At 45.3% G+C, this 23,272-nt stretch carries 22 protein-coding genes and 1 pseudogene; 10 read left to right on the top strand and 13 right to left on the bottom strand.

Features of this window, described 5'->3' with window-relative positions; all coding sequences use genetic code 11:
- Positions 1–6 precede the first annotated feature (6 nt).
- The 6 genes from ahpF to gntR all read right to left on the bottom strand — a co-directional run bounded on the left by ahpF (position 7) and on the right by gntR (position 7,649).
- Positions 7–1,536 carry an alkyl hydroperoxide reductase subunit F gene (gene ahpF / locus MHB62_RS20740; protein WP_032722779.1) on the bottom strand — a complete coding sequence of 510 codons (1,530 nt, stop codon included), beginning with the start codon at positions 1,534–1,536 and terminating at the stop codon, positions 7–9.
- A gap of 13 nt (positions 1,537–1,549) precedes the next feature.
- Positions 1,550–2,113: an alkyl hydroperoxide reductase subunit C gene (ahpC, locus tag MHB62_RS20735; protein WP_003243686.1), complete on the bottom strand. Its 564-nt coding sequence runs from the start codon at positions 2,111–2,113 to the stop codon at positions 1,550–1,552.
- Positions 2,114–2,579: 466 nt separating this feature from the next.
- Entirely contained in the window at positions 2,580–3,986 is a 1,407-nt protein-coding gene (gene gnd, locus MHB62_RS20730) for a decarboxylating NADP(+)-dependent phosphogluconate dehydrogenase (RefSeq protein WP_003243876.1), read from the bottom strand.
- Between the two features lie 22 nt (positions 3,987–4,008).
- Positions 4,009–5,355: a gluconate permease GntP gene (gene gntP / locus MHB62_RS20725; RefSeq protein ID WP_032722778.1), complete on the bottom strand. Its 1,347-nt coding sequence runs from the start codon at positions 5,353–5,355 to the stop codon at positions 4,009–4,011.
- A 28-nt stretch (positions 5,356–5,383) separates the two neighbouring features.
- The gene (gene gntK, locus MHB62_RS20720) at positions 5,384–6,925 is read right to left on the bottom strand and encodes a gluconokinase (RefSeq protein WP_015250835.1); all 1,542 of its coding nucleotides are present in this window, start codon (positions 6,923–6,925) and stop codon (positions 5,384–5,386) included.
- Positions 6,918–7,649 (bottom strand): gluconate operon transcriptional repressor GntR, encoded by a 732-nt coding sequence (gene gntR, locus MHB62_RS20715; RefSeq protein WP_003243132.1) that lies wholly within the window; start codon positions 7,647–7,649, stop codon positions 6,918–6,920. The genes gntK and gntR overlap by 8 nt, the downstream gene beginning before the upstream one ends.
- A gap of 195 nt (positions 7,650–7,844) precedes the next feature.
- Between gntR and MHB62_RS20710 the strand changes: the two genes are divergently transcribed.
- Both MHB62_RS20710 and MHB62_RS20705 read left to right on the top strand, forming a co-directional pair.
- Positions 7,845–8,993, top strand: coding sequence for a glycerate kinase (locus tag MHB62_RS20710; protein WP_032722777.1), 1,149 nt, complete (start codon positions 7,845–7,847; stop codon positions 8,991–8,993).
- A gap of 92 nt (positions 8,994–9,085) precedes the next feature.
- Positions 9,086–10,117: a polysaccharide pyruvyl transferase family protein gene (locus MHB62_RS20705; protein ID WP_003242482.1), complete on the top strand. Its 1,032-nt coding sequence runs from the start codon at positions 9,086–9,088 to the stop codon at positions 10,115–10,117.
- A 39-nt stretch (positions 10,118–10,156) separates the two neighbouring features.
- On the opposite strand, the gene MHB62_RS20700 is transcribed toward MHB62_RS20705, so the two are convergent.
- Together MHB62_RS20700 and MHB62_RS20695 are read right to left on the bottom strand one after the other, a co-directional pair.
- Positions 10,157–10,849, bottom strand: coding sequence for an LrgB family protein (locus tag MHB62_RS20700; protein ID WP_032722776.1), 693 nt, complete (start codon positions 10,847–10,849; stop codon positions 10,157–10,159).
- Positions 10,819–11,223, bottom strand: coding sequence for a CidA/LrgA family holin-like protein (locus MHB62_RS20695; RefSeq protein WP_009968420.1), 405 nt, complete (start codon positions 11,221–11,223; stop codon positions 10,819–10,821). Before MHB62_RS20695 ends, MHB62_RS20700 begins: the two co-directional genes overlap by 31 nt.
- Before the next feature lie 226 nt (positions 11,224–11,449).
- Between MHB62_RS20695 and MHB62_RS20690 the strand changes: the two genes are divergently transcribed.
- A complete protein-coding gene (locus tag MHB62_RS20690; protein WP_003243994.1) occupies positions 11,450–11,881 on the top strand; it encodes a MarR family winged helix-turn-helix transcriptional regulator in 432 nt (143 codons plus the stop codon).
- A 58-nt stretch (positions 11,882–11,939) separates the two neighbouring features.
- Here MHB62_RS20690 and MHB62_RS20685 read toward each other — a convergent pair whose 3' ends face one another.
- Entirely contained in the window at positions 11,940–13,010 is a 1,071-nt protein-coding gene (locus MHB62_RS20685) for an SDR family oxidoreductase (protein ID WP_032722774.1), read from the bottom strand.
- Positions 13,011–13,140: 130 nt separating this feature from the next.
- On the opposite strand from MHB62_RS20685, the gene yxaF reads away from it, so the two are divergent.
- From yxaF to MHB62_RS20670, 3 genes are all read left to right on the top strand, one after another.
- Positions 13,141–13,716 (top strand): transcriptional regulator YxaF, encoded by a 576-nt coding sequence (gene yxaF, locus MHB62_RS20680; RefSeq protein WP_032722773.1) that lies wholly within the window; start codon positions 13,141–13,143, stop codon positions 13,714–13,716.
- Positions 13,717–13,808: 92 nt separating this feature from the next.
- Positions 13,809–14,822, top strand: a complete 1,014-nt coding sequence (gene qdoI, locus MHB62_RS20675) for a quercetin 2,3-dioxygenase (protein WP_032722771.1) — start codon at positions 13,809–13,811, stop codon at positions 14,820–14,822.
- Between the two features lie 107 nt (positions 14,823–14,929).
- Positions 14,930–16,138 carry a DUF418 domain-containing protein gene (locus MHB62_RS20670; RefSeq protein WP_032722769.1) on the top strand — a complete coding sequence of 403 codons (1,209 nt, stop codon included), beginning with the start codon at positions 14,930–14,932 and terminating at the stop codon, positions 16,136–16,138.
- A gap of 29 nt (positions 16,139–16,167) precedes the next feature.
- Here MHB62_RS20670 and MHB62_RS20665 read toward each other — a convergent pair whose 3' ends face one another.
- Complete coding sequence (locus MHB62_RS20665) at positions 16,168–16,623, bottom strand: RDD family protein (protein WP_019712603.1); 456 nt, start codon at positions 16,621–16,623, stop codon at positions 16,168–16,170.
- A 256-nt stretch (positions 16,624–16,879) separates the two neighbouring features.
- Between MHB62_RS20665 and MHB62_RS20660 the strand changes: the two genes are divergently transcribed.
- Together MHB62_RS20660 and MHB62_RS20655 are read left to right on the top strand one after the other, a co-directional pair.
- Positions 16,880–17,305: a DUF5391 family protein gene (locus MHB62_RS20660; RefSeq protein ID WP_003242533.1), complete on the top strand. Its 426-nt coding sequence runs from the start codon at positions 16,880–16,882 to the stop codon at positions 17,303–17,305.
- A 100-nt stretch (positions 17,306–17,405) separates the two neighbouring features.
- Positions 17,406–18,638, top strand: coding sequence for a PQQ-binding-like beta-propeller repeat protein (locus MHB62_RS20655; RefSeq protein ID WP_032722767.1), 1,233 nt, complete (start codon positions 17,406–17,408; stop codon positions 18,636–18,638).
- 43 nt (positions 18,639–18,681) lie between these two features.
- Here MHB62_RS20655 and MHB62_RS20650 read toward each other — a convergent pair.
- A pseudogene (locus MHB62_RS20650) lies at positions 18,682–19,148 on the bottom strand (RDD family protein).
- 186 nt (positions 19,149–19,334) lie between these two features.
- Positions 19,335–20,672, bottom strand: coding sequence for an aldehyde dehydrogenase family protein (locus MHB62_RS20645; RefSeq protein WP_029726142.1), 1,338 nt, complete (start codon positions 20,670–20,672; stop codon positions 19,335–19,337).
- 142 nt (positions 20,673–20,814) lie between these two features.
- On the opposite strand from MHB62_RS20645, the gene MHB62_RS20640 reads away from it, so the two are divergent.
- Positions 20,815–21,957 carry a TetR/AcrR family transcriptional regulator gene (locus MHB62_RS20640; RefSeq protein ID WP_029726143.1) on the top strand — a complete coding sequence of 381 codons (1,143 nt, stop codon included), beginning with the start codon at positions 20,815–20,817 and terminating at the stop codon, positions 21,955–21,957.
- 29 nt (positions 21,958–21,986) lie between these two features.
- Here MHB62_RS20640 and MHB62_RS20635 read toward each other — a convergent pair whose 3' ends face one another.
- Positions 21,987–22,808, bottom strand: a complete 822-nt coding sequence (locus tag MHB62_RS20635; protein WP_029318577.1) for an SDR family oxidoreductase — start codon at positions 22,806–22,808, stop codon at positions 21,987–21,989.
- 116 nt (positions 22,809–22,924) lie between these two features.
- On the opposite strand from MHB62_RS20635, the gene MHB62_RS20630 reads away from it, so the two are divergent.
- Positions 22,925–23,176 carry a hypothetical protein gene (locus MHB62_RS20630; protein ID WP_014481429.1) on the top strand — a complete coding sequence of 84 codons (252 nt, stop codon included), beginning with the start codon at positions 22,925–22,927 and terminating at the stop codon, positions 23,174–23,176.
- Positions 23,177–23,272 lie beyond the last annotated feature (96 nt).

Genomic DNA, 23,272 nt, shown 5'->3' with positions numbered 1-23,272 from the left:
TTTTTATCAGTTACGGATTAGGTAATCAAACGCGCCGAGAGCGGCAGTTGCACCTGATCCCATAGAAATAATAATTTGATTGTACGCACTGTCTGTGCAGTCGCCGGCAGCAAATAAGCCTGGCACGCTTGTTGCGCCGTGTTTGTCGACAATGATTTCGCCCATGCGGTTGCGTTCAACCGTTCCTTCTAACCATTCTGTGTTTGGCACGAGACCGATTTGGACGAATACACCTTGAAGTTCAACGTGTTTTTCTTCGCCTGTTTCGCGGTCTACGTATGTGATGCCGTTAACGCTCTGATCGCCTGTGATTTCTTTTGTTTGTGCGTTTTTTACAACAGTAACGTTAGGCAGGCTGTAGAGACGTTTTTGCAGGACTTCGTCTGCTTTCAGTTCCGGTGCGAACTCTAGCACAGTAACGTGATTGACAATACCTGCAAGATCAATCGCTGCTTCAATACCAGAGTTTCCGCCGCCGATTACCGCAACGTCTTTGCCTTCAAACAATGGCCCATCACAGTGCGGGCAGTATGCGACACCTTTGTTTTTGAACTCTTGTTCACCGGGTACGTTGACATTGCGCCAGCGTGCACCTGTTGAAAGGATCACTGTTTTACTTTTCAGGACAGCGCCGTTTTCGAGTTCAAGTTCGAACAGATCTTTCTTCTCAAGGCGTTTCGCACGCTGAAGGTTCATAACATCAATATCATATTCCTTCACATGCTCTTCAAGACTTGCCGCAAGCTTCGGTCCTTCCGTCGCTTTGACGCTGATGAAGTTTTCGATGCTCATGGTGTCGAGAACCTGTCCGCCGAAGCGTTCAGCGACAACCCCAGTGCGGATGCCTTTACGTGCAGTATAAATCGCTGCACTTGCACCAGCAGGTCCGCCTCCGACAACAAGAACGTCATACGGCTCTTTGTCAGCAAATTCAGATGCATCTGTGCCGCTGCCCATTTTCGCAAGAATTTCTTCAAGCGTCATACGGCCGCTTCCGAAGGACTCGCCATTCAGGTAAACGGTCGGCACTGCCATGATGTTTTTGCTTTCAACTTCTGATTTGTATGCTGCACCGTCAATCATCGTGTGCGTAATGTTCGGGTTCAGCACGCTCATCATGTTTAAAGCTTGTACAACATCAGGACAGTTGTGGCATGTCAGGCTGATATAAGATTCGAAGTGGTATTCACCACTGATCTTCTTCACCTGATCAATGACTTTTTGGTCCACCTTAGGCGGTCTGCCGCTCACTTGGAGCAACGCCAACACTAATGATGTGAATTCGTGGCCCAGAGGGATACCGGCGAAAGTCACGCCAGTGTCTTCTCCGACACGATTGACACTGAAGCTTGGCGTTCTGTTTAATTCAGCTTTTTCAACTGAAATTTTCGATGACATGGAAGCCAGCTCATCAACGAGAGCCAGCATGTCCTTAGAAGTGTCATCTTCGCCTGCGCTAACTTTGAGAACAATGTCATTCTCAATTAGCTGCATATATTGATTTAATTGTGCTTTGATGTTTGCATCAAGTACCAATTGAATGCACTCCTTAGATTTTACCTACTAGATCAAGGCTAGGTGTAAGAGTTTCGCCGCCTTCTTCCCATTTAGCCGGGCAAACTTCACCTGGGTTTTGACGAACGTATTGAGCTGCTTTTACTTTGTTTACAAGGTTGCTTGCGTCACGGCCGATACCGCCTGCATTGATTTCAACAGTTTGGATAACGCCGTCTGGATCGATGATGAATGTTCCGCGGTCAGCAAGGCCAGTTTCTTCGTCAAGAACATCGAAGTTGCGAGAGATCGTTTGAGATGGGTCGCCGATCATTGCGTAAGTGATTTTGCTGATTTTTTCAGAGCTGTCATGCCAGCCTTTGTGTACGAAGTGAGTATCTGTAGAAACAGAGTAGACTTCAACACCTAATTCTTTAAGAGCAGCATATTGTTCTTGAAGATCTTCAAGCTCAGTTGGGCATACGAAAGAGAAATCTGCTGGGTAGAAGCAGAATACGCTCCATTGGCCTTTCAAATCTTCGTTTGTTACATCGATGAATTCACCGTTTTTGAATGCTTTTGCTTCGAATGGAAGTACTTCTTTACCGATTAAAGACATAATGTATATTCCTCCTAAAAATGTATTAGAAAGCATAATCGCTTTCAATAATAATTCTAATTATATATGAATTATTAATTAATATATATTTTTTGTCAAGCCATAACCTACTTTTTTTCATCTTACTAAAGGTGTGACAGGTAGGATTTATGCATTTCTTTTATAACAAATGAGAGGCTGATTCTCAATTAGACAAGGTTTTCAGGGACTTTTGTAAATCAGAATGACAGGCCGTTTTGGCATTTGAACATTTTATGACACCATGGGCAAGGGGCAAAGGACAATGGCCAAAAGCAGAATAGAACGGAACAGCAAGCTGCTGTCACATGATAATCTTGGGGAATGTTTCTAGCTATTATTGTATCACTGTTTATGATATTTAAAACATAACTTATGTCTTCTGTTGTTTGGGATAGAAGAAAAAAACACGGTTCAGTTGAAAACTGACCGTGTTTCTGATGACAGGTTATTCAGACCAATTCGTATGGAAAACGCCGTCCATATCAGTCCGTTCGTACGTGTGAGCGCCAAAGTAATCGCGCTGCGCCTGCAAGAGGTTCGCATTGGAACGCCCTGTGCGGTAGCCGTCGTAATAAGAGAGCGCGGTAGTTAAGCATGGGAAAGAGATTCCGGTGCTGATACCCTCGCAAACGACTTTTCGCAGGCCAGTTTGATAGGCATGGAGCTTATCTGTGAAATAAGGCGCGATCAGCAGGTTAGCCAGATTTGGCTGCTCACTGAATGCTTCGCTGATCACGTTTAGGAAATCAGCGCGGATGATGCAGCCGCCTCGGAAAATCAAGGCGATGTCTTTGAGCGGCAGATTCCAGCCGTAAAGCTCAGATGACATCTTATATTGGGCAAAGCCTTGTGCATAGGCGCATACTTTCCCCATGTAAAGAGCCTGTCTGACGTATTCAATCCAGGTGTCTTTATCCAAGTGTTTTTCTTCGGCTTCCGGGCCTGCTAATACGTCTTGAGCTGCCATCCGTTCTTCTTTTAAGGATGACAAGTAGCGGGCGAACAAGGACTCTGTGATGATCGTGGACGGGATGCCGTTATCAATCGCCTGCATGCTCGTCCATTTCCCAGTGCCTTTTTGTCCGGTTTTATCAAGGATGACATCGATCAGAGGCTGCCCTGTTTTTTCGTCTTTTTTGCGTAAAATCTCAGCTGTAATCTCTATTAAATAGCTTTTCAGCTCACCTTGATTCCATGTTTCAAAAATAGATGCAATTTCATCTAGCGGCAGACGAAGCGTTTCTCTTAGAAACGTATACGCTTCTGCAATCAGCTGCATGTCTGCATATTCAATGCCGTTGTGCACCATTTTTGTAAAGTGCCCTGCCCCTTTTGGTCCGATATAGACACAACAAGGGTCATCTCCGACTTGAGCTGCGATTTTCGTCAGGATAGGAGCGGCTTTCTCATAGACGTCGCGATCTCCGCCCGGCATGATGGAAGGCCCTGTTAATGCACCGACTTCACCGCCGGAAATGCCGACTCCCAGGTAGCCGATCCCTTTTTCCTTCAGTTCGTCATATCTTCTTTCTGTGTCTTCATAGTGGGAGTTTCCTCCGTCCATGATGACGTCGCCTTCTTCAAGCAAAGGCTTTAATGATTGGATGACGGAATCTACGGGTTTTCCCGCTGTGACCATCAAAAAGATTTTTCTTGGTTTTTCTAACGATTGAACAAAGTCCTCAAGCTCGTAATACGGGCTGAGAGATTGTCCATCCAGCTTTTGGATAAGCTGGTCCGTTAAATCTCTGGTGTAATTATAGACAGCGACGTTTTCACCTTTATTTGCCATGTTTAAGGCGATGTTGCTTCCCATTACGCCTAAGCCTATGACACCAATCGAATTGAACATGTGTTACAGCTCCTTCTTAATTTCATACAACTAAACTTAACAATAAAATGAATCCCAGTCCAGCAACGGAAATAATGGTTTCCAGCAATGTCCATGTGGCGAATGTTTCTTTCATGCTTAATCCGAAGTATTCCTTGAACATCCAGAAGCCGGCGTCATTGACGTGTGAAGCGATGACACTTCCGGCGCCTGTTGCGAGTACGACTAACGCCAGGTTAACATCAGAATGGCCCAATAACGGAATGACCAGACCTGTTGTGCTTAGTGCGGCAACAGTCGCTGAGCCTAGAGAAATGCGCAGGATCGCCGCGATGAGCCATGCCAGAATGATTGGCGATAATGCCGTTTCTTTGAATAAGTCTGCTACGTAATCGCCGACACCGCCGTTGATCAGCACTTGTTTGAAGGCGCCGCCTCCTCCGATGATCAAAAGCATCATGCCGATTTGTGAAATGGCAGTTGAACAAGAATCCATCACGGTTTTGACTGGAATGTTGCGCTTGATGCCCATTGTATAGACTGCGACCAATAACGAAATAATCATAGCAGTCGATGCGTTTCCAATCAATCTGATAAAAGCTAAAATTCCGTTATCTGCAAACCCGATTGTTTCTTGAAGCAGGTCGATAATGGTCGCGACCGACATGATGATAATCGGGAGCATTGCAGTAAAGACACTTATTCCAAAGCCGGGTGTTTCTTCAAGGTTAAACGTTTTTTGTGTGCCGAGTGATGCAATATTGCCGTTTTTCGCAAATGATGCAGGAACGATTTTTTTCGCGAACTTTGTAAATAACGGCCCTGCGATGAGCACTGTCGGAACAGCAACAATAAAGCCGTACAGCAGCACTTCTCCAATGTTTGCGCCATACTCACCGGCGATCGCCGTAGGTCCCGGGTGCGGCGGCAGGAAACCGTGTGTGACGGATAGTGCTGCGACCATCGGGATTCCGAGAAATAAAATAGAAATCTTCAATTCTCTTGAAATCGCAAAGACAATCGGAATTAATAGAACCAGTCCTACTTCAAAAAATAACGCAATCCCAATAATAAATGAGGCAATGACAACGGCCCATTGAATATTTTTCTCACCGAATTTGTTGACGAGCGTCATCGCAATGCGCTGTGCGCCTCCTGAATCCGCGATCAGCTTGCCCAGCATCGCACCGAGTCCGAAGATGAGCGCGATGTGGCCAAGAGTCCCCCCTATTCCTGCTTCGATGGAGCTGACAACTTTATCGAACGGCATCCCGAGTGCCAGTGCCACGCCGAACGATACGACCAGCAGGGAAATAAATGTGTTTAATTTTAAGCCCATAATCAGAAATAGTAATGCTAAGATCCCAAGTGCAACGATGATTAACGGCATGGTAATGCCCTCCCCTTCATGTCATGTACTATTTGTGTGTGATTAAGCCCCTCTGATAATCTGCAATTTGTGTATATTGATTTTCTAATAATCTTGATAGATTGATGAAAATCGGCATTAATGTTCTGTATTCCTTGGCTGAGTCTTCAATCGGCGTATGTCTGTATGTGCTGCCGATCATGTCGGACACGGCGTCGAAAGAGTCAATTTTTCCTGTTGCATACAGGCCTAAAATGCAGGCGCCGAGACATGAGCTTTCGTAGCTTTCTGGAACGACAACCTCTGATTCGAAGATATCAGACATCATTTGGCGCCAAACCTCCGACCTTGCAAATCCCCCTGTCGCTTGGATGCGGGTTACCGGGCCATCCATGCATTCAGTTAACGCCAAGAACACCGTGTACAGGTTGTAAATGACGCCTTCCAATGCCGCGCGTATCATATGCTCTTTCTTATGCGACATGGTCAGGCCGAAAAATGAGCCCCGTACATCCGGATTCCACAACGGAGCGCGTTCTCCGGCGAGATATGGGTGGAACAGCAGACCGTCAGAACCGGGTCTGACGCGTTGGGCAATTTTCGTCAGCACGTCATATGGATCAATGCCCAGCCGTGTCGCTGTTTCGATTTCGGAGGAGGCAAACTCGTCTCTGATCCAGCGAAGGACGATGCCCCCATTGTTCACAGGTCCCCCAATAACCCAATGCTTGTCCGTCAAGGCATAGCAAAAAATTCTCCCTTTTTCATCGGTTTGCGGCTTGTCAATAATCGTCCGGATGGCACCGCTTGTACCGATGGTGACGGCGATTTCTCCCTTTTTAATGGCGTTGACGCCGAGGTTGGACAGCACGCCGTCGCTGGCCCCGATGACAAAAGGCGTTTCCGGATCGATTCCCATTTGGATCGCTATTTCTGGGCTGCAGTGCTGAAAGATCTCGGTTGTCGGCACGAGTTTGGATAAGTGATCCGGCGTGATGCCTGCGATGCGCAGTGCCTCTTCGTCCCAAGCCAAGCTTTTCAGGTTCATCATGCCTGTCGCTGATGCCAATGAGTAATCGATGACATACTCATTGAACAGCTGTTTAAAAATGTATTCTTTGATGCCGATATATTTTTTTGCCTTGGAAGCGATTTCTTTCCTTTCATTCGTGATCCAGGCAATTTTACTTAACGGTGCCATCGGATGAATCGGTGTTCCCGTCCGTTTGTACACCTCATGTCCGTTCAATTCCTCTTTGATCTTATGCGCCCAGCCTTCACTTCGGTTGTCGGCCCATGTGATGCATGGCGTCAGCGGCTTGTCATTTTCGTCGATTGCAATGACGCTGTGCATGGCGCTGCTGAACGAAATGAAAGAGATCTGTTTTTCGGGATGCTGTTTTGTAATTCTCGCTGTTGTATGGATGACTGCCTGAAATATCTCTTCCGGGTTTTGTTCAGCTGTTGAGATGTCCGGTGTATAGAGCGGGTAGCCGATGCTTTCTTTCTGTACCACATCTCCGTTTTCACTGAACAGCACAGCTTTTGTGCTTGTCGTGCCGATATCGATTCCTAACATATAACTAGTCATTGTTGTATTCAGCTCCTTTTGCCAGCATTTGTTGTGAGAGCCATAGGTCTTCTACCTTATCCTGCACATCATCAAAGTTTTGGTGAAGAGACTGAATCATCAGCGCCCTATCCTTTGTTTTGATGGCTTGAATATAAAGCTCGTGGTTATCTAAAATCCTTGTGAAGTCTTCATACTTTTCCTTTAACCGTACCCGCATCGATAAAAGAATAAAGCTTTCCATGACGGGTTTTAGATTGTTCCAGATCATCTGAATGTATGAATGATCAATCGCTCGGATAATGGTTTCATGGAACAGCACATCTTGAAATGAAAATTCGTCAGCGTCCTCATATTTGATTGAGACTTTCATCATTTCAAGAATTTTGCTGAGATCCTTAACTAAAGGCTCAATGTCTATTTTGACAAGCCGTTCAAAGACAAATGTTTCTAATAGTAACCGCACATCATAAATTTCCGCGATTTTCTTCTCAGTTAAACCAATTACGACCGCTCCCATTCGTTCTAAGCGGATGATTTTTTCGGATGCGAGAATTTTTAGCGCTTCGCGAACCGGCGAACGGCTTACTGAAAACTCGGCGGCGATTGTATTTTCTGATAAAATGGTACCGCTTTCAATCAGGCCTGAAACGATCCGCATTCTCAGCTCGTATGCGACACGAACTCCGGTTGACGCTTTTGAGAGCCATTTTGCGGGATACAACAGGTCTTTGGAGTCTAGCATACACTCACCTTCCTCACTCAAGAAGTATACTTGTATACAAGTATGATAACGTGAATATTTCTTTTATGCAAACACTTTCATTTCTAATTTTTAATAAAATTTTTCCCAATCATTATGGTATTTATTTCTAAATGGAATATGGTACATTGGAGATAACTAGCATAAGTGAATCATGTTTTGAAAGAGGCGATTTGGATGAAAATCATCATTGCACCTGATTCTTTTAAGGAAAGCTTATCAGCTCTGGAGGCCGCAGACGCGATAGAAAGAGGTTTCAAGTCGGTCTTTCCGGGTGCTGATTACAGAAAATTGCCGATGGCGGATGGCGGCGAGGGAACTGTTCAATCTCTGGTCGATGCGACCAACGGAAGGATCATAGAGCAAGTTGTCACAGGGCCGCTGGGGGAACCGGTGAGAGCTTTCTTTGGCATGATGGGAGATGGGAGAACAGCTGTGATTGAAATGGCTGCTGCTTCAGGGCTGCATCTGGTGCCTGTAGATAAGCGAAATCCGCTCATCACTACAACAAGGGGAACGGGAGAATTAATCGGAGCAGCTCTTGATGCAGGAGCGGAGCGTTTGATCATCGGAATCGGCGGAAGCGCCACGAACGACGGGGGAGCCGGGATGATTCAGGCATTGGGCGGAAGGCTTCTTGATAACTCAGGCAGCGAGATTGGCCCAGGGGGCGGCGCGTTATCTCAGCTTGCATCAATAGATGTGAGCGGGCTTGATTCCAGATTGCGGAATGTCAAACTGGAAGTTGCCTGTGACGTGGACAATCCGTTAACAGGACCAAAGGGTGCTACGGCTGTTTTCGGACCGCAAAAAGGCGCGACGGCCGACATGCTGGATGTACTAGAACAGAACGTAAACCATTTCGCTGATATGGCAGAAAAAGAGCTCGGATCAACCTTCCGAGATACAGAGGGCGCCGGTGCAGCGGGCGGTCTTGGATGGAGCCTGCTGACTTATCTTCAGGCTGACCTGAAAAGAGGCATTGATATTGTCCTTGAAGCGGTTGATTTTGAAAGTATCGTTCAGGATGCAGATCTTGTGATTACCGGCGAGGGACGGATCGACAGCCAAACGGTTCATGGAAAAACGCCGATCGGCGTAGCCAAGGCGGCTAAATCATACGATGTGCCTGTCATCGGTATTGCGGGATCAGTATCACGTGACAGTGATGCCGTCTATCAACACGGAATCGATGCGCTTTTCAGCATCGTCCCCGGAGCCGTGCCGCTAGAAGATGCGTTTGAACATGCCGCGGAATATATGGAAAGAACGGCGCGGGACATTGCAGCGTCTATCAAATTGGCGAAAACGATGTTTCTGATATAGCCGATGCACACGCCAATGCATAGCCATCCTTCTTTTTGGGTAGAGACAGTTAACACACAATGAGGAATTCATCCCAGAAGGAGGACGCAGATATGACTGTACAAGAAATCAAAGGAAAAAAACTAGTAAAAGGCATTGCGCCAAATGTGGAGCCGGAAGCTCTGTTAAATGATAAACGAAAAGTATTTTTGTTTGGTTCCCCTAGTTACACAAACATTGGAGACCAAGCGATTGCGTATGCGGAAGAGAAATTTATCAAAAATCATTTTCCGTATTATGAATACATTGAGATTATGGATTATGCGACGGATGAGGGCATTGAACTGGTGAAGGAGATCATTCGTGAAGACGATATTGTCTGCTTTACAGGCGGAGGGAACTTAGGAAACCTTTATCTCGATATTGAGGAAGACAGAAGAAAGGTCTTTTCGGCGTTTAAAGACTACAAATCAATTTCTCTGCCACAATCCGTTTATTTTGAGGATACAGAGGAAGGACAGAAGGAAAAGAAAAAAACACAGGATGCGTACCATCAAAATACAAACTTAACGATTGCTGCGCGTGAGACGCAAACACTGGATGTTGTGAAAGAGACCTTCAACTCCAATGTGATCTTTACACCGGACATGGTGCTTTCCTTGGATATTGTGCCGCGAGAGCTCGAGCGGGACGGCGTTCTCTTTATTTTAAGAGCGGATAAGGAGAAAGTGACTGACGAAGATTTTATTTCACAGATGAAGCAATGGGCAGAAAAAACAACTTACACAGAGCGTACCGATACGGTGCTGGATACGGTCGACACCATCGATTACGCTGATCGTGAAAAGCATTTTATGGAGATGCTGGACCGCATCGGCTCCAGTAAATTGGTGATTACCGACCGCCTTCACGCGATGATTTTCTCGATTATCACCAAAACACCTTGCCTTGTCTTTGGAAACAGCTATGGCAAAGCCAAACATTCATACCGGGATTGGCTTGAAAGCTTAAACTTCATTGAGTATACGGATAAGAATGATGTTGAGGAGCTGGAGCGTATGATTGACCGCCTGCTTCAAGCAGAACCGAATGACGTTGATTTATCTAAGGACTTTCAGCCGTTGATTGATTTTTTTGCTTCTTAAACGAAAAAGACTGCCCTCCCCCGGGGCAGTCTTTCTTTGTTAAATATGAAACAGCCAGACGACGAGCGGGCCGAAGAATGAGCCGAGCACCGCACAAAGCGTCATGGAGACGGAACTCATGGAGACGGCCAGTTCCCCATATTCCAATGCTTTGGAGGTGCCCAGTGCATGGGAGGCGCTGCCTAATGCAATGCCTTGTCCAAGGGAACTGCGTATGCGAAGCCATTTTAGGAAAAGAGGCCCGAGGATGACGCCTGAAAAGCCCGCAATCATGACAAATACGACTGTCATGGAAGGGACGCCGCCAAGATCGGCGGCGATCTGAATAGCGACAGGGGTTGTGATCGACTTTGGCAGAATGGATAATAAGAGATCATGATCAATCCCGAATGCTTCTGCGAAGATCAGCCCGCTGATCATTCCCATGCATAATCCGACCAGGACGCCGCCTAAAATGGGAACACAATGTTTGACAATAATATGCCATTGTTTATAAAGCGGATAGGCCAGTGCCACGACAGCCGGCCCAAGCAAAGAATTGATCCATTTCCCCCCGATCATATAGCCTTCATAGGAAACATGGAACATCATCAAAACCGCTACAATCAAAATGGTCGTTGTCAGAACGGGGATCAGAAATGGAAGCGGGAATCGCTTATAGAGTTTGACCATCGCTAAATAAGCGGCAACTGTTAAAAGAATTATAATGATCGCGATACATGCTTGCTGCATTTCTCTTTCTCCTCCCGTTTTTTTGCTTTTTTCTCTAATAGCTGGCTGGCGAATCCAGCCGCAATGATCGTGACGATGGTGCTCAGAACGACTGTAATCAGCAGCATCAGGCCATTGAATGAAATGAGAGACGGATAGTTTATCACTCCTGTCATTGCCGGGATGAACAACAATGGAAGGAAGGATAATAAAAACCCTGCTCCGTCTTCAATGATGGAGACGGGAACAATACGGAGGCCCAAGCAGATCAGAAGCAATACCAATCCAACGATGCTTCCTGACACGGGTAAATGAAACAGATGCTGAATGGCTTCCCCGATCATAAAAAATACATATAATATCAACACTTGCAAGATAATTCGTATGACTTTCACATCAAGTGCTGCTCTCCAATCAGAACAGCTTCCTCCTTTCTGGTGCTTGCTTCTAGGATGGTTCTGAGGAATCGCTTTACTTTCTTTTTATATGATTGTACTATACAAGTATAATGATTGATTTAGTCATATAACGACTTGTATTTATTCAGTTAATGTACATTTGTATTATACAAGTATATATGATGTTGTCAATGCCGGAGATTGGAATAGGGAGCGAGAGCGATTGCAAAATCAAAATCCAGTTGAATTAATTGAATATGAGCTGACGACTTTTATCAGGAGAGCTGTTTATCTGGATCAATCAGAGAAAAGAACAGGGAATTTGGAGAGATCTTCGTACTTATTACTGAGACAATTGGATGAGTTTGGGCCTGCTCGTGTTAAGGAATTGGCAGAATCGTTTAAGCTTGATATTTCTACTCTTTCAAGACAAGCAGCTGCATTAGAGGCAAAGGAGCTCATCTATCGTTTCTCAGACCCATCTGATGGGAGAGTCAGCCTGTTTACTATTACAAAACTCGGCAAACAACTATTAAAAGCCGATCAGCAAAAGCGCCTTGAACGTTATGAACAGATGCTGAAAGAATGGTCAACACAGGAAAAAGAGATGTTTGGCGAGCTGTTGCAGCGTATGAACAAGGCTTTTATCGATTAACAGCTGAAAAACCCATGGTTCGCTGGAACAGCATGGGTTTTTCTATCATGGTCAGAGATTATCTGCATCGTTTGGCGGCAGCCCAAGCCACTAGTCCGGCAACAACAGCCGCCGATACAATGGGGCGCTTCGTCGCTTTTGTGTAGTAGCTTCTTGACCTCATCCATCCTTTATTTGTGCCTCTGTCATGCATACTGCAGCCCGCATCATAAAGAGCGCTTTCTTCTCGCGGTTTGGACGGTCTTTCGGCATGCTGGCTGTGATACATGATTTTTTCCATCAGTCTGTCGGTCAGACGAGGGAAAAGCGCGCCCAGCATGGCGATGGCTTTGGCCTGTGAGCCGATGTACATGTCGCGCTTAGGGTGTTCGGCGGCAAACAGGATCGCTTCGGCGACTGCTTCCGGCGGATAGATCATGGAGCGGTAATGAGCCGGCTGTTTGTCGAGGTAGCTGTGCGCATGCTCGTTATAAGGCGTGTCAATTCTGCCCGGGTGGATGAGCGTTACCGAGACTGGCGCCTGTTCCTTTTCGAGCTCCATTCGGATGCTTTCCGTCCAGCCGTGAAGCGCAAATTTGGCAGATGCATATGTGGATTGAATGACCGTTCCCCTGTCTCCGAACAGGCTTCCTACATTAATGAGTGCGCCCGGCACACCTCTGCCGGTGTAGTGTTTGACAGCCGCTCTTGTTCCGTAAACAGGTCCCCAGAAATTTGTGTCGAACATGCGCTTCATGTCTTCGACGGTGACGTCCATGGCATGTCCGAAAGTCGAGACGGCCGCATTGTTGACCCATGTGTCAAAGCGGCCGAATGTGCTGATCGCGGTTTCTGCGATGCGGTTGACGTCCTCTTCTTTTCCGACATCCGCCTTTACCCATATGGCGTCGTGCCCTTTTTCCTTAAGTTCATCAGTGAGCTCCTTCAGCGCGTCTTCATTTCGCGCTGCTGCCACGACCTTTGCGCCTTTTTCAGCTGCCATTCGTGCCGTGACAAGTCCGATTCCGCTTGAAGCGCCGGTAATGACGATCACCTGATCCTTAAGCTTTTTCAGTTTGAGCTTTGTTTTTATGGCGAGGTTTTGTCGTTCAAGCTGTTCTGTATTTGTGACTGAATGATCGATTGTCATTGAGAGATCCCTCCTAGACGCTGTTTTTGTACATTACCCCATCCGGAAGGGTCTTACCCCTTTTGACAATCACAGGGTTCTTTTTTATATTATATAAGTCGCTCTACCATACCTAGGAGGGAATGTTTTAATGACTAGCAGAGGAGATTCACGTGAAAAAATCCTTCACACGGCGTCACGTCTGTTCCAGCTGCAAGGATATCACGCGACAGGTTTGAACCAGATTGTAAAAGAAAGCGGTGCTCCTAAGGGATCGCTTTATCACTTTTTTCCGAATGGCAAAGAAGAATTAGCAATTGAAGCGGTTACATATACAGGTAAGATCGTTGAACATCTGATACAGCAAAGCATGGATGAATCCTCTGATCCAACAGAAGCGATTCAGCTTTTTATCAAAAAAACAGCCAGCCAATTTGACAACACAGAAAGCATTAAAGGTATTCCAGTCGGTTTGCTGGCGAGTGAGACAGCGTTAATCAGTGAACCGCTGCGGACGGTTTGCATGAAGGTGTTTAAAAGCTGGGAAGCGGTTTTTGCCAGAAAATTAATAGAAAACGGATTTGCAGAAGAAGAAGCAAATCAGCTTGGAACGCTGATTAATTCGATGATTGAGGGCGGCATCATGCTTTCGTTAACGAATAAAGACAAAACGCCCCTTCTTCTCATTGCCGAACAAATACCAGTGCTGGTGAGAAAAAAAGGGTAGCATTTTGTTATCCTTTCTCCTACAATTATATAGAACGGTCTAGACAAATAATGATAATATATAGACTGGTCTAAATTGGAGGAAGCGATAATATGAAAACATTATGTACACATTCATTGCCTAAAGAAAAAATGCCTTATTTGCTTCGGAGCGGAGAAGGCGAGCGCTATCTGTTCGGCAGACAGGTTGCCACGGTGATGGCGAATGGGAGGAGCACAGGTGATTTGTTTGAGATCGTGCTTCTTTCCGGGGGAAAAGGAGATGCCTTTCCGCTTCACGTCCACAAGGACACACATGAAGGAATTCTCGTTTTGGACGGGAAACTGGAACTGACACTTGACGGTGAACGCTATTTATTAATATCAGGTGATTATGCGAACATTCCGGCGGGAACACCGCACAGCTACCGGATGCAGAGCCACAGAACAAGACTGGTGTCTTACACGATGAAAGGAAACGTAGCGCACTTGTATTCCGTTATTGGGAATCCGTATGATCACGCTGAACATCCGCCGTACGCAAGCGAAGAAGTCTCAAACGAGCGATTTGCAGAAGCAGCCGCTGTAGCGGACATTGTATTTCTAGATGAAGAAAAGCCTGCATGTTCGGCCAAATTAGCGGAACTTACAGAGCTGCCAGATGGAGCCGTTCCATACGTTCTTGAATCTGGAGAAGGAGATCGCCTGTTGACTGGAGATCAGCTTCACCGCATTGTGGCTGCACAAAAAAATACAGATGGCCAGTTTACCGTCGTATCCTCTGAAGGCCCTAAAGGTGACCGAATCGTTGATCACTACCATGAACATCATACAGAAACATTTTATTGCCTTGAAGGTCAGATGACGATGTGGGCAGATGGCCAGGAAATTCAGCTGAATCCGGGAGATTTCCTGCATGTCCCTGCAAATACCGTTCACTCCTATCGCCTTGATTCTCACTATACAAAGATGGTGGGCGTATTGGTTCCTGGTTTATTTGAACCGTTTTTCCGGACGTTAGGCGACCCGTATGAAGGCCACATCTTCCCATGTGAGCCTCAGGCTTTGCGTTTTGATCGCGTTTTGCAGAATATCGAAGCATTAGATTTAAAGGTGATGAAACCATAAAGATGACAAGATTGTAAGGTTTTCATGCCGGCCTGACACCTAAATCGATGTTTCCGCGCTTCATTTTTTCATACCCTTAAGGTACAGAAAAAAGGAGCGTGATGGCTATGTCTTCATTACAGCCGACTCTAACAAATGAGCGGATCGGTGTGCTTGATGTGCTGAGAGGAATGGCGATTTTCGGCATCTTATTTGTCAATCTGGCACATTTCAGTTATCCGGATATGTATTTGTCTATGCTTGGAAAAGAGAATTTTTTCATGGATAAGTGGTCTGAAGCTGATTTTGCCGCCGCAGACATACTGAAATTCTTCATTCAAACAAAATGTATTTTATTGTTTTCCTTTTTATTTGGATTTGGCATGGTTGTCATGATGGAGAGAGCAGAAAACAAAGGGAAACGGTTTGTTCCGTTATATGTGAGAAGGTTAATGGCGCTTCTCTTGTTTGGAACGATTCATGCCTTTTTGATATGGGACGGGGATATTTTAACAGAATATGCCTTGCTCGGTTTTGTCCTGCTCTTGTTTCGAAAAGCAAAGCCGAAAACACTGCTGATATGGGCGGTCTCTTTGTATCTTCTGTTTTCCATTCCGCTCATGTTGACAAGTTTTGATCAATCAAACGGACAGGAATGGGTACAAGCGGTAAAACAGCAGGCAAAACAAGCGATTCATGTTTATGGAAGCGGCAGCCTGAAGGACATTGCAGAACAGCGGATCCATGACCGTCTTGTTTATATGTCTTCGAATGGCATGCTTACGTATAATCCGCTCAACTTCTTCTTTGCATCCATTCCTTATTTCAGCATGTTTTTGCTGGGAGCTGCGGCAGCAAAATCACGGTATTTGCATGAACCGGAAAAGCATCGCAAAGGATTAAAACGATTATGGATGGCTGGGCTTGTCATCGGCATCGGCGCCCAGGTGCTGTACAATGTAACGGATAAAGAAATATGTTTGCTGATTGGCGCGCCTTTCCTCATGTTTTTCTATGTTACAACGGTTGTCTATCTTTATCATAAAACAAGAGTGAGAACAGTGCTGCAATCATTCTCCGCTGTTGGGAGGATGGCATTTACCAATTATCTGATGCAGTCTATTGTATGTACTTGGATTTTTTATCATTACGGCTTGGGCCTGTATGGAAAAGTGTACCCTGCTGCCGGTGTGCTCATTACAATTGCTGTTTGTGCCGTTCAAATGGTCTTCAGCCACCTTTGGCTTCGTGTCTTTCGGATGGGGCCGTTTGAGTGGCTGTGGAGAAGCGCTACGTATCTGTCGTGGCAGCCTATTGTAAAGAAAACAAAAGTCTAGATGCCTATTGGCGTCTAGACTTTTTTCTATTATTTATACACGACACGTGTTTTGCAAATGATGTCATGCAGGCCTTTTTTCTCTCCAAAGGCGATCATGATAAACCCGATATAAAAGATGATTCCAGATAAGATATAGGCAAAGTAACGGCCAATTGCCTGTCCGACAGAAACCCGTTCGCCTTGTTCATTGACCACTTTCAGGCCAAGAATTTTTTTGCCAAGTGTGCCTTGCATTTTAGAAGCTGTGAGCAGCCCGTAATATAACACACTGATGACGATCATGATCAGCATAGTAGGCAAAAATGCAAGCGTCATGTATTTTACTAAATACTCTTCTTCCGTCATGTAAGGGTTTGTTGCCACAGCCCCAGCTACAAAAACAGAATTGATCACAAATAGAATAATATAACTAGGAACAGATACAATAATGCCATCAATAAAATAAGCTAAAAAACGAATCCAAAATCCTGCTGGTTTTTCCATGTATTTTTCTCTCTCCTCTGAATTAATCTGGAATAGTATACTTTGAAAAACAAGTACATGCAATATGGTATGGTGATAAAATCCTGATATTACAGAAAAATGAGTCTTTTATCCTTTGTTTTTTACTATATAAATATACTAGAAAGAAGCATAGCATTTGTGTATGTATTCTGGAATTTTTTAAAAATATAATGAATATAACATTCAACTTACTTATAATAAAAAAGGTTAATATTTCTATTAAAGGAGGAGTTTGATGTCAAAAAAAAATAGCGTGGCGATCATGACAACCATTTCTGCGTTTCTTTTTTGCGCCGTGATTGTGGCGGCTTCACTTTCGCCGCTGGCCGGAACGGGAGCGGCGGCCAATCAGTTTAATTCAGCTGGCATGTGGTCAGCTGTCGGTATGATCCTTGTCTTGTATTTCATTCCATTTCTCGTTTATATGCTCGGAGTCGATGCAATGAGGTATGTCATGGCGGTGCTTTGCGGCTTCGGGCTTTTGATTCATTTGTCTTCGGCCGGTTTTATCTTGATGTTTAGTTTCTTTAGTGACCATCTGCTTTCTGAGGTGATCTTTGTTTTGGGAGTTAGTCTCGCTGCGGCTGCTGTCAACGTCATTTGGTTTGTGGCTGCATTTCGATCGGGTGCTGAAAAAACGTCCGTGAATACTCTTACATAGTTTTCTAGTTTGTGATGTTTTTGTGAAATAGATTTATAAAATGGATGAATATGTTATGATGGTCACAAATTAGAAGTTACATATAATGGGGGTCTCAATGATGGTCAAGTCATTTCGTATGAAAGCTTTGATTGCGGGAGCTGCGGTGGCGGCGGCTGTTTCGGCCGGCGCTGTTTCTGATGTGCCCGCTGCCAAAGTGCTTCAGCCGACAGCTGCTTATGCGGCGGAAACGGTGTTTTCTCAAAATAATGGAGCATCTGGCTTTTTGCCAGGAAGATATGATGTACAAGCGATGGCGCCTGCCATGTTTAACTGGTCACGCGAAAGCCGGTTCGCCGGAAATACAGACGGGACGCTGAAATGGCAAAACGACATCAGAACGACTCCGCAAAATGGAGCGGGGGCTGTGATTGACGGAGACGGCACAGTATATTTTCATTCCAGAGACGGGGAAATGAAAGCCTTTAATCCAGACGGCTCAGTCAAATGGGTGACTGGCAATCTTGGAAAAACATATACGCAATCTCCTGTACTTGGGACCAACGGCGTTATCTATTTGGCATCCTATGACAAAAAGATTTATTTTATTGACAAAGAAACGGGAGAAATTTTAACAACGGTTCCGTTAAGCGGCGGGCCAAGCTCTGAAACGGTGATCGGTTCAGACGGGACGTTGTATTTCTCAACACTTGATAATTATGTTCACGCGATCAAACCGACGTCAAAATCAACCTGGACAGAGCGCTGGAAGTTGAAAACAAATGGTGTCGTCAGCTCTGTGCCGGTGCTTGCCAAAAACGGCACCGTGTATGTCGGCACATATAATTACGTGTTTTATGCGATCAACTCCGGAACCGGACAGGTGAAATGGTCCAGAACGACGTCAAATGCGTTTAAAGGATATCCGGTGATTGATAAGGACGGAAACATTTATGCCGGCAACCAAGATGGACAGCTGTATGCCTATACATCAACAGGCAGTTTGAAATGGACATTCCCGTTAAACGGGTTCTCCAGCTCATCTCCTGCGATTGATCATAATGGCAATATCTACATCGGCTCAGGAAGCGGCGAGCTGTTTTCCATCAGCAAAAACGGGGATATGAACTGGTCATTCTATACAGACGGTCCTGTCAGAACGGCGCCGCTGATTGACGCGAAGGGAACGGTGTATTTCGGGTCAGATGATATGAAGGTTTATGCGGCAGACGCAAACGGCAATGAATTATGGAGCTATCAAACCGACAGCAACGTCGTGTCTTCTCCTCAGCTCGCTGAGGACGGAACGCTTTATATTGGAAGTTATACGAAGCTGATGGCTTTTGGGAAATAGTAAAACAGGCTGGCGAGGTTAACTCGGCAGCCTGTTTTTTTGATCAATCAAGATATTTATTTTTATAGACAACCTTTGTCCCGCAAATATAATCATGTAATGCCAGTTTAGAGGGAAAGGCCGCCATGATAAAACCGATATATAAGATCTTAGATAATGTGTAAGCGAAGAAACGGCCGAAGCTGTGCCAAAAAGAAATACGCTCGCCATACTGATTGACAACGATGATGCCCATGAGTTTTTTCCCAATGTTGCTTGCATGTTTGAGGAAGTCAGCAAGCTATAGTAAAGAATAGCGAAAATAAATATGATGGCCAAAACAGGGATTGTGCCAATGATCAACATGAAAAACTCATATTGGGCTTCTGACATGTGTGTACCTGCTGCATCAATGAGTGGCAACACAATGAAGGTGTTAATGAAAATCATAATGAAAGAGAATATAGCTATAATAAATACATCAATAATCGAGGCGGCTGCCCGAATCCAAAATCCTGCTGGTTTTTCCATGTATCATTTTACTCCTTTAAAGTTTTCTGGGTATTATACGTTAGGGGCTGCAGGGTTTCAATGAGATAGACTAGAGGAATTTTGTCTCGTTTGAAAATTGTATTTTATCACTTTTAATCTCTTTATTTAGGTGATATAAAGATAAAAAAAGAACCTGCAAGATGATGCAGATTCTCTTCATTACGATTATTTAGAGGCCTGAATAAATACACCCTTCTCATGAGAAAACTCTTTGAATCCGTATACACCATGATAGGAGCCGATTCCGCTTGTGTTTACGCCGCCGAATGGCAGGTTGACGTCACTGAAATGGACGACGACATCATTGATGGCGGCATTTCCTGATGTCGTGTGCTGAAGGACGTTGTCAATCAGGTCTTGGTTTTTGCTGAACACATAAAGTGCAAGCGGTTTATCGCGGTCATTTACGTAATCGATGACCTCGTCGATGTCTTCATAGTTCATCATTGGCAGAATCGGTGCGAAGATTTCCTCCTGCATGATTTTCATGTCAGACGTGACGTTTTTCAAAACGGTTGGCGAGATCGTGCGGTCGCTGGCATCAAATACGCCGCCGAACACCACTTCCGCCCCTTTTTCGATGGCATCGTCGAACAGATCTTTGACGCGGTTGAAGTTGCGGTCATTGACGATCTGCGTAAATTTGCTGCGGTCTGGGGTATGATCATCCTCCATAAATCCAGCGTTGACGACTGTTTGTAAAATCCCCGCGAACCTGTCCTGAACGTCTTTTTTAATGAACAGGTAATCAGGTGCGATGCAGGTTTGGCCGGCGTTTACGAATTTCCCGACGGCGATCTTTTTCGCTGCGTCCATCAGATCGTATTCACTGTCAATGATCGTCGGGCTCTTGCCGCCAAGTTCAAGTGTGACAGATGCCAAGTGTTTGGCAGCCGCTGTCATGACAATTTTCCCGACATTTGTGCTTCCAGTGAAGAAAATATGGTCGAACGGCTGATCAAGTAGTTCGGTTGCCACCTCAACCTCTCCTTCAAAAATCGCGACTTCTTTTTCATCAAAAGCGTCTCTTATCACTTTAGCGGCAATGTTGCTCGTGTTCATCGTGAAATCGGACAGCTTCACAATCGCGCTGTTTCCGGCTGCGAGAGAAGCGGCAAGCGGCGCCATCGTCAGCATAAACGGATAGTTCCACGGGCCGAGAATGAGTGTGACGCCTTTAGGCTCGTACATAAGAATTCCGTTTGCGTCAGGGCTTAACGATGAACCGACTTCTTTAGGCGCCATCCATTGTTCCAGGTTATTCATATTATCTCTAATCGCTTTTTTTGTTCCTTCAATTTCCGCTTTTTTGACTTCATGATATGGTTTGCGGACGTCTTTACGGATCGCTTCGATGATTTCTTCTTCATGGGCGATGACGGAATCTAAAAAGCGCTGAAGCTTTTCTCTGCGCTGTTCCGCTGTTGAAGCACGCAAGGCTTTTTGCTGTTTTTTCTGAAGCAGAAAGACACGCTGGATGTCGTCCTTTACTTGCTGTTCCATTGTAAAATCCCCCTCATTTGCTTTCTTCTTTTCTCGGACCTATTATAAGGTGGTACCTTTTCTGTAAGAAAGACAACGGTGAACCATCTATACGTTACCGTACATATATCGAACATTTGTCTAATGATTGGGGGTGTCTTTTGTGCCGGAATCTGCCGAAGCTCAAGTGAAAGAGGCGCTGCTGGCCTTATTGAAAGAAAGAGATATTCAACACATCACAATGAAAGAAATCGCTGAGAAGGCCAAAGTGAGCCGCGGATCGCTCTACCTTTATTATGAGGATAAGTTTTCAATCATTGAGGATTTAATCGAAGACAAGAAGGAAGGGCTGGGCAAAGCGCTTTTTGACGCCTTCAGTCATATGGATACCCTCCATTTGAACAAAAAACGGCAAACGGTGCATCCGACGCTGTCCTTTGTTCATGAGCATCGATCCTTTTTTTCTGTGATGATGAACAGAGAGCATTTCCATCGTTTTTTTAAGGATGTGTTTCAGCAGGATGTGCTGCTGACTCCGGTCCATGTGAATTTGACGCCGATCGAACGGGAAATTTACGGACATTACCGGGCCTTGTACACGTACGCGATTATCCTGTATTGGCTGAATGAGGATGCGGCCGCGACTCCGGAAGCTATCAGCCAAAAGGTATGGGAGCTTGTTTCTCAAAAGAGATTTTATTGGCTGTTTGGACAGGCTGTGCCAGGAGAGCGAGAGAAGAACAAGCAAATCGACAGGCGTGTGATTCGAACGAGAGAGGCGCTCCAGAAGGCATTTCTGGACGTGCTGGCGGAGAAAAAAGACTACGCAGCCATCACGATTTCGGATATTACCCGGAAAAGCAATATCCGCCGTGCAACCTTTTATGATCACTATGCCAATAAGGAGGAATTGCTCCAAACCATGATACAGCGATCATGTGCGGGGATCATTGATCACCTGACGATTGCCTCCAGCCCGAATGAATTTCCCTTAAAGGAAGCGGAGAAGGCGCTCGCCAGTCTGCTTTCTGCTTTGTCAAATATGCCCATTGTCCATTTTCTCAATCGGGAATGGGGTGTTCCTCATGTGATACCTGATATGTTCAAAGCGCTGGAATCGTTTTATCTGCATCAGCAAACTGATATTCACGCAGAGAAAAAGCTTTATGCCCATTATGTATCCGCAATGATTATCGGGTTGCTTTTGTATCGGCTGGATGAAGGAAAGGTGCATCCGCCTGAAGTGCTGGCGAGGGAATTTTTGCAGTTTTTGGATGTGAAAAAGTATAAGGTTGTATTGCTTTGAAAGACAAAAAGAGAGGGATATCCCCTCTCTTATTTCGTTTCTTTCTTCCATTTCTCATCAATCAGCATTTTCCCTGGCCATGTGTATGCCATGATGCCGCCGTCTGCGGTGATGTCCTCTCCTGTGACATATGAGCTGTCGTCTGACGCGAGGAACAGGGCCACTGTCGCCATTTCCTTCGGCTGGCCGAGGCGGCCGAGCGGTGTGATCCATTTGTTGGCTTCGCGGAATTTTTCACCCATTTCCTGTTCTTTGGTGCCTGCTAATTTGTCAATCAGCGGGGTTTCGATCGTACCCGGTGAAATGGAATTGACGCGGATGCCGTTTCGTGCGTAGTCGATTGCCATTGCCTTTGTCAGGTTGGTGATACCGCCTTTTGCGGCGTTGTAGCCGGAGCGGTCAAGGTCCGCGGCACGGCCTGACATGGAGGAGGTGTTGATGATGGAGCCTCCATTTTCGAGCATGAGCGGAATCAAATATTTGCTGCAAAGGAACGTGCCGCGCAGGTCGACGGCGATAATGCGGTCAAACAGGTCAACCGGATATTCGTGTACCTTTCCGCCTTCCTGATCAACGCCGGCATTATTAAACAGAATATCAATCGTTCCGCATGCATCCTTGATTTGATCAGCAAATGCTTTCACACTGTTTTCATCTGACACATCGAGGTGAAAGGATTCGGCCTGTCCTCCGTTTTTTCTGATTGCGTCAACTGTTTCTTCCATTTGATCTTTATTGATATCTCCGATGATCACACGCGCGCCTTCATTGGCAAAAACCTCTGCCGTCGCTTGCCCAATGCCTGTCGCGGCGCCTGTGATCACTGCTGTTTTGTTTTCAAGTCTTCCCATGATACGAGACCTCCTTTTTCTATTTGTCTTCCCGCTATGTGCAGTGATAAACATGCGAGAAAAGAAAGGCCAGCATATGTTAAGATGAATTAGAAATTGTTGGGAGGTTTGTATGTTTGAAGGTACAGCATAAGAAGGAGCTCAAGTTTTATTGCTTTATTACCATTCCATCTGCATTTGTTGTGCTGACTGTCATCTCTTTTTTATTGCAAGAGATTACGTTTCCGGTGACTGCAAGCGCATTTCTGAATGCTTCATGGCATAATCTATTGTTTTTGATACCGTTCGGTTTGTTTTTCTACCCGGTGCATATATGGATGAAGCGGGAGTTTGGCCGCTGGAATGACACAGAAAAAAAGAGAGGATGATGAAGCCTCTCTTTTTTATGAGAATGAGTGAGAAAAAGAGTGAAAACAAATCCAACTAATGTTAAATTTACATATATATGCATCTATCAATCTAAT

It is taken from the genome of Bacillus sp. FSL K6-0255, from assembly GCF_045040725.1.
Classification (GTDB): domain Bacteria; phylum Bacillota; class Bacilli; order Bacillales; family Bacillaceae; genus Bacillus; species Bacillus subtilis.
Note: the sequence above shows the minus strand (reverse complement) of the source record. Positions and strands in the feature narration are given on the sequence as shown.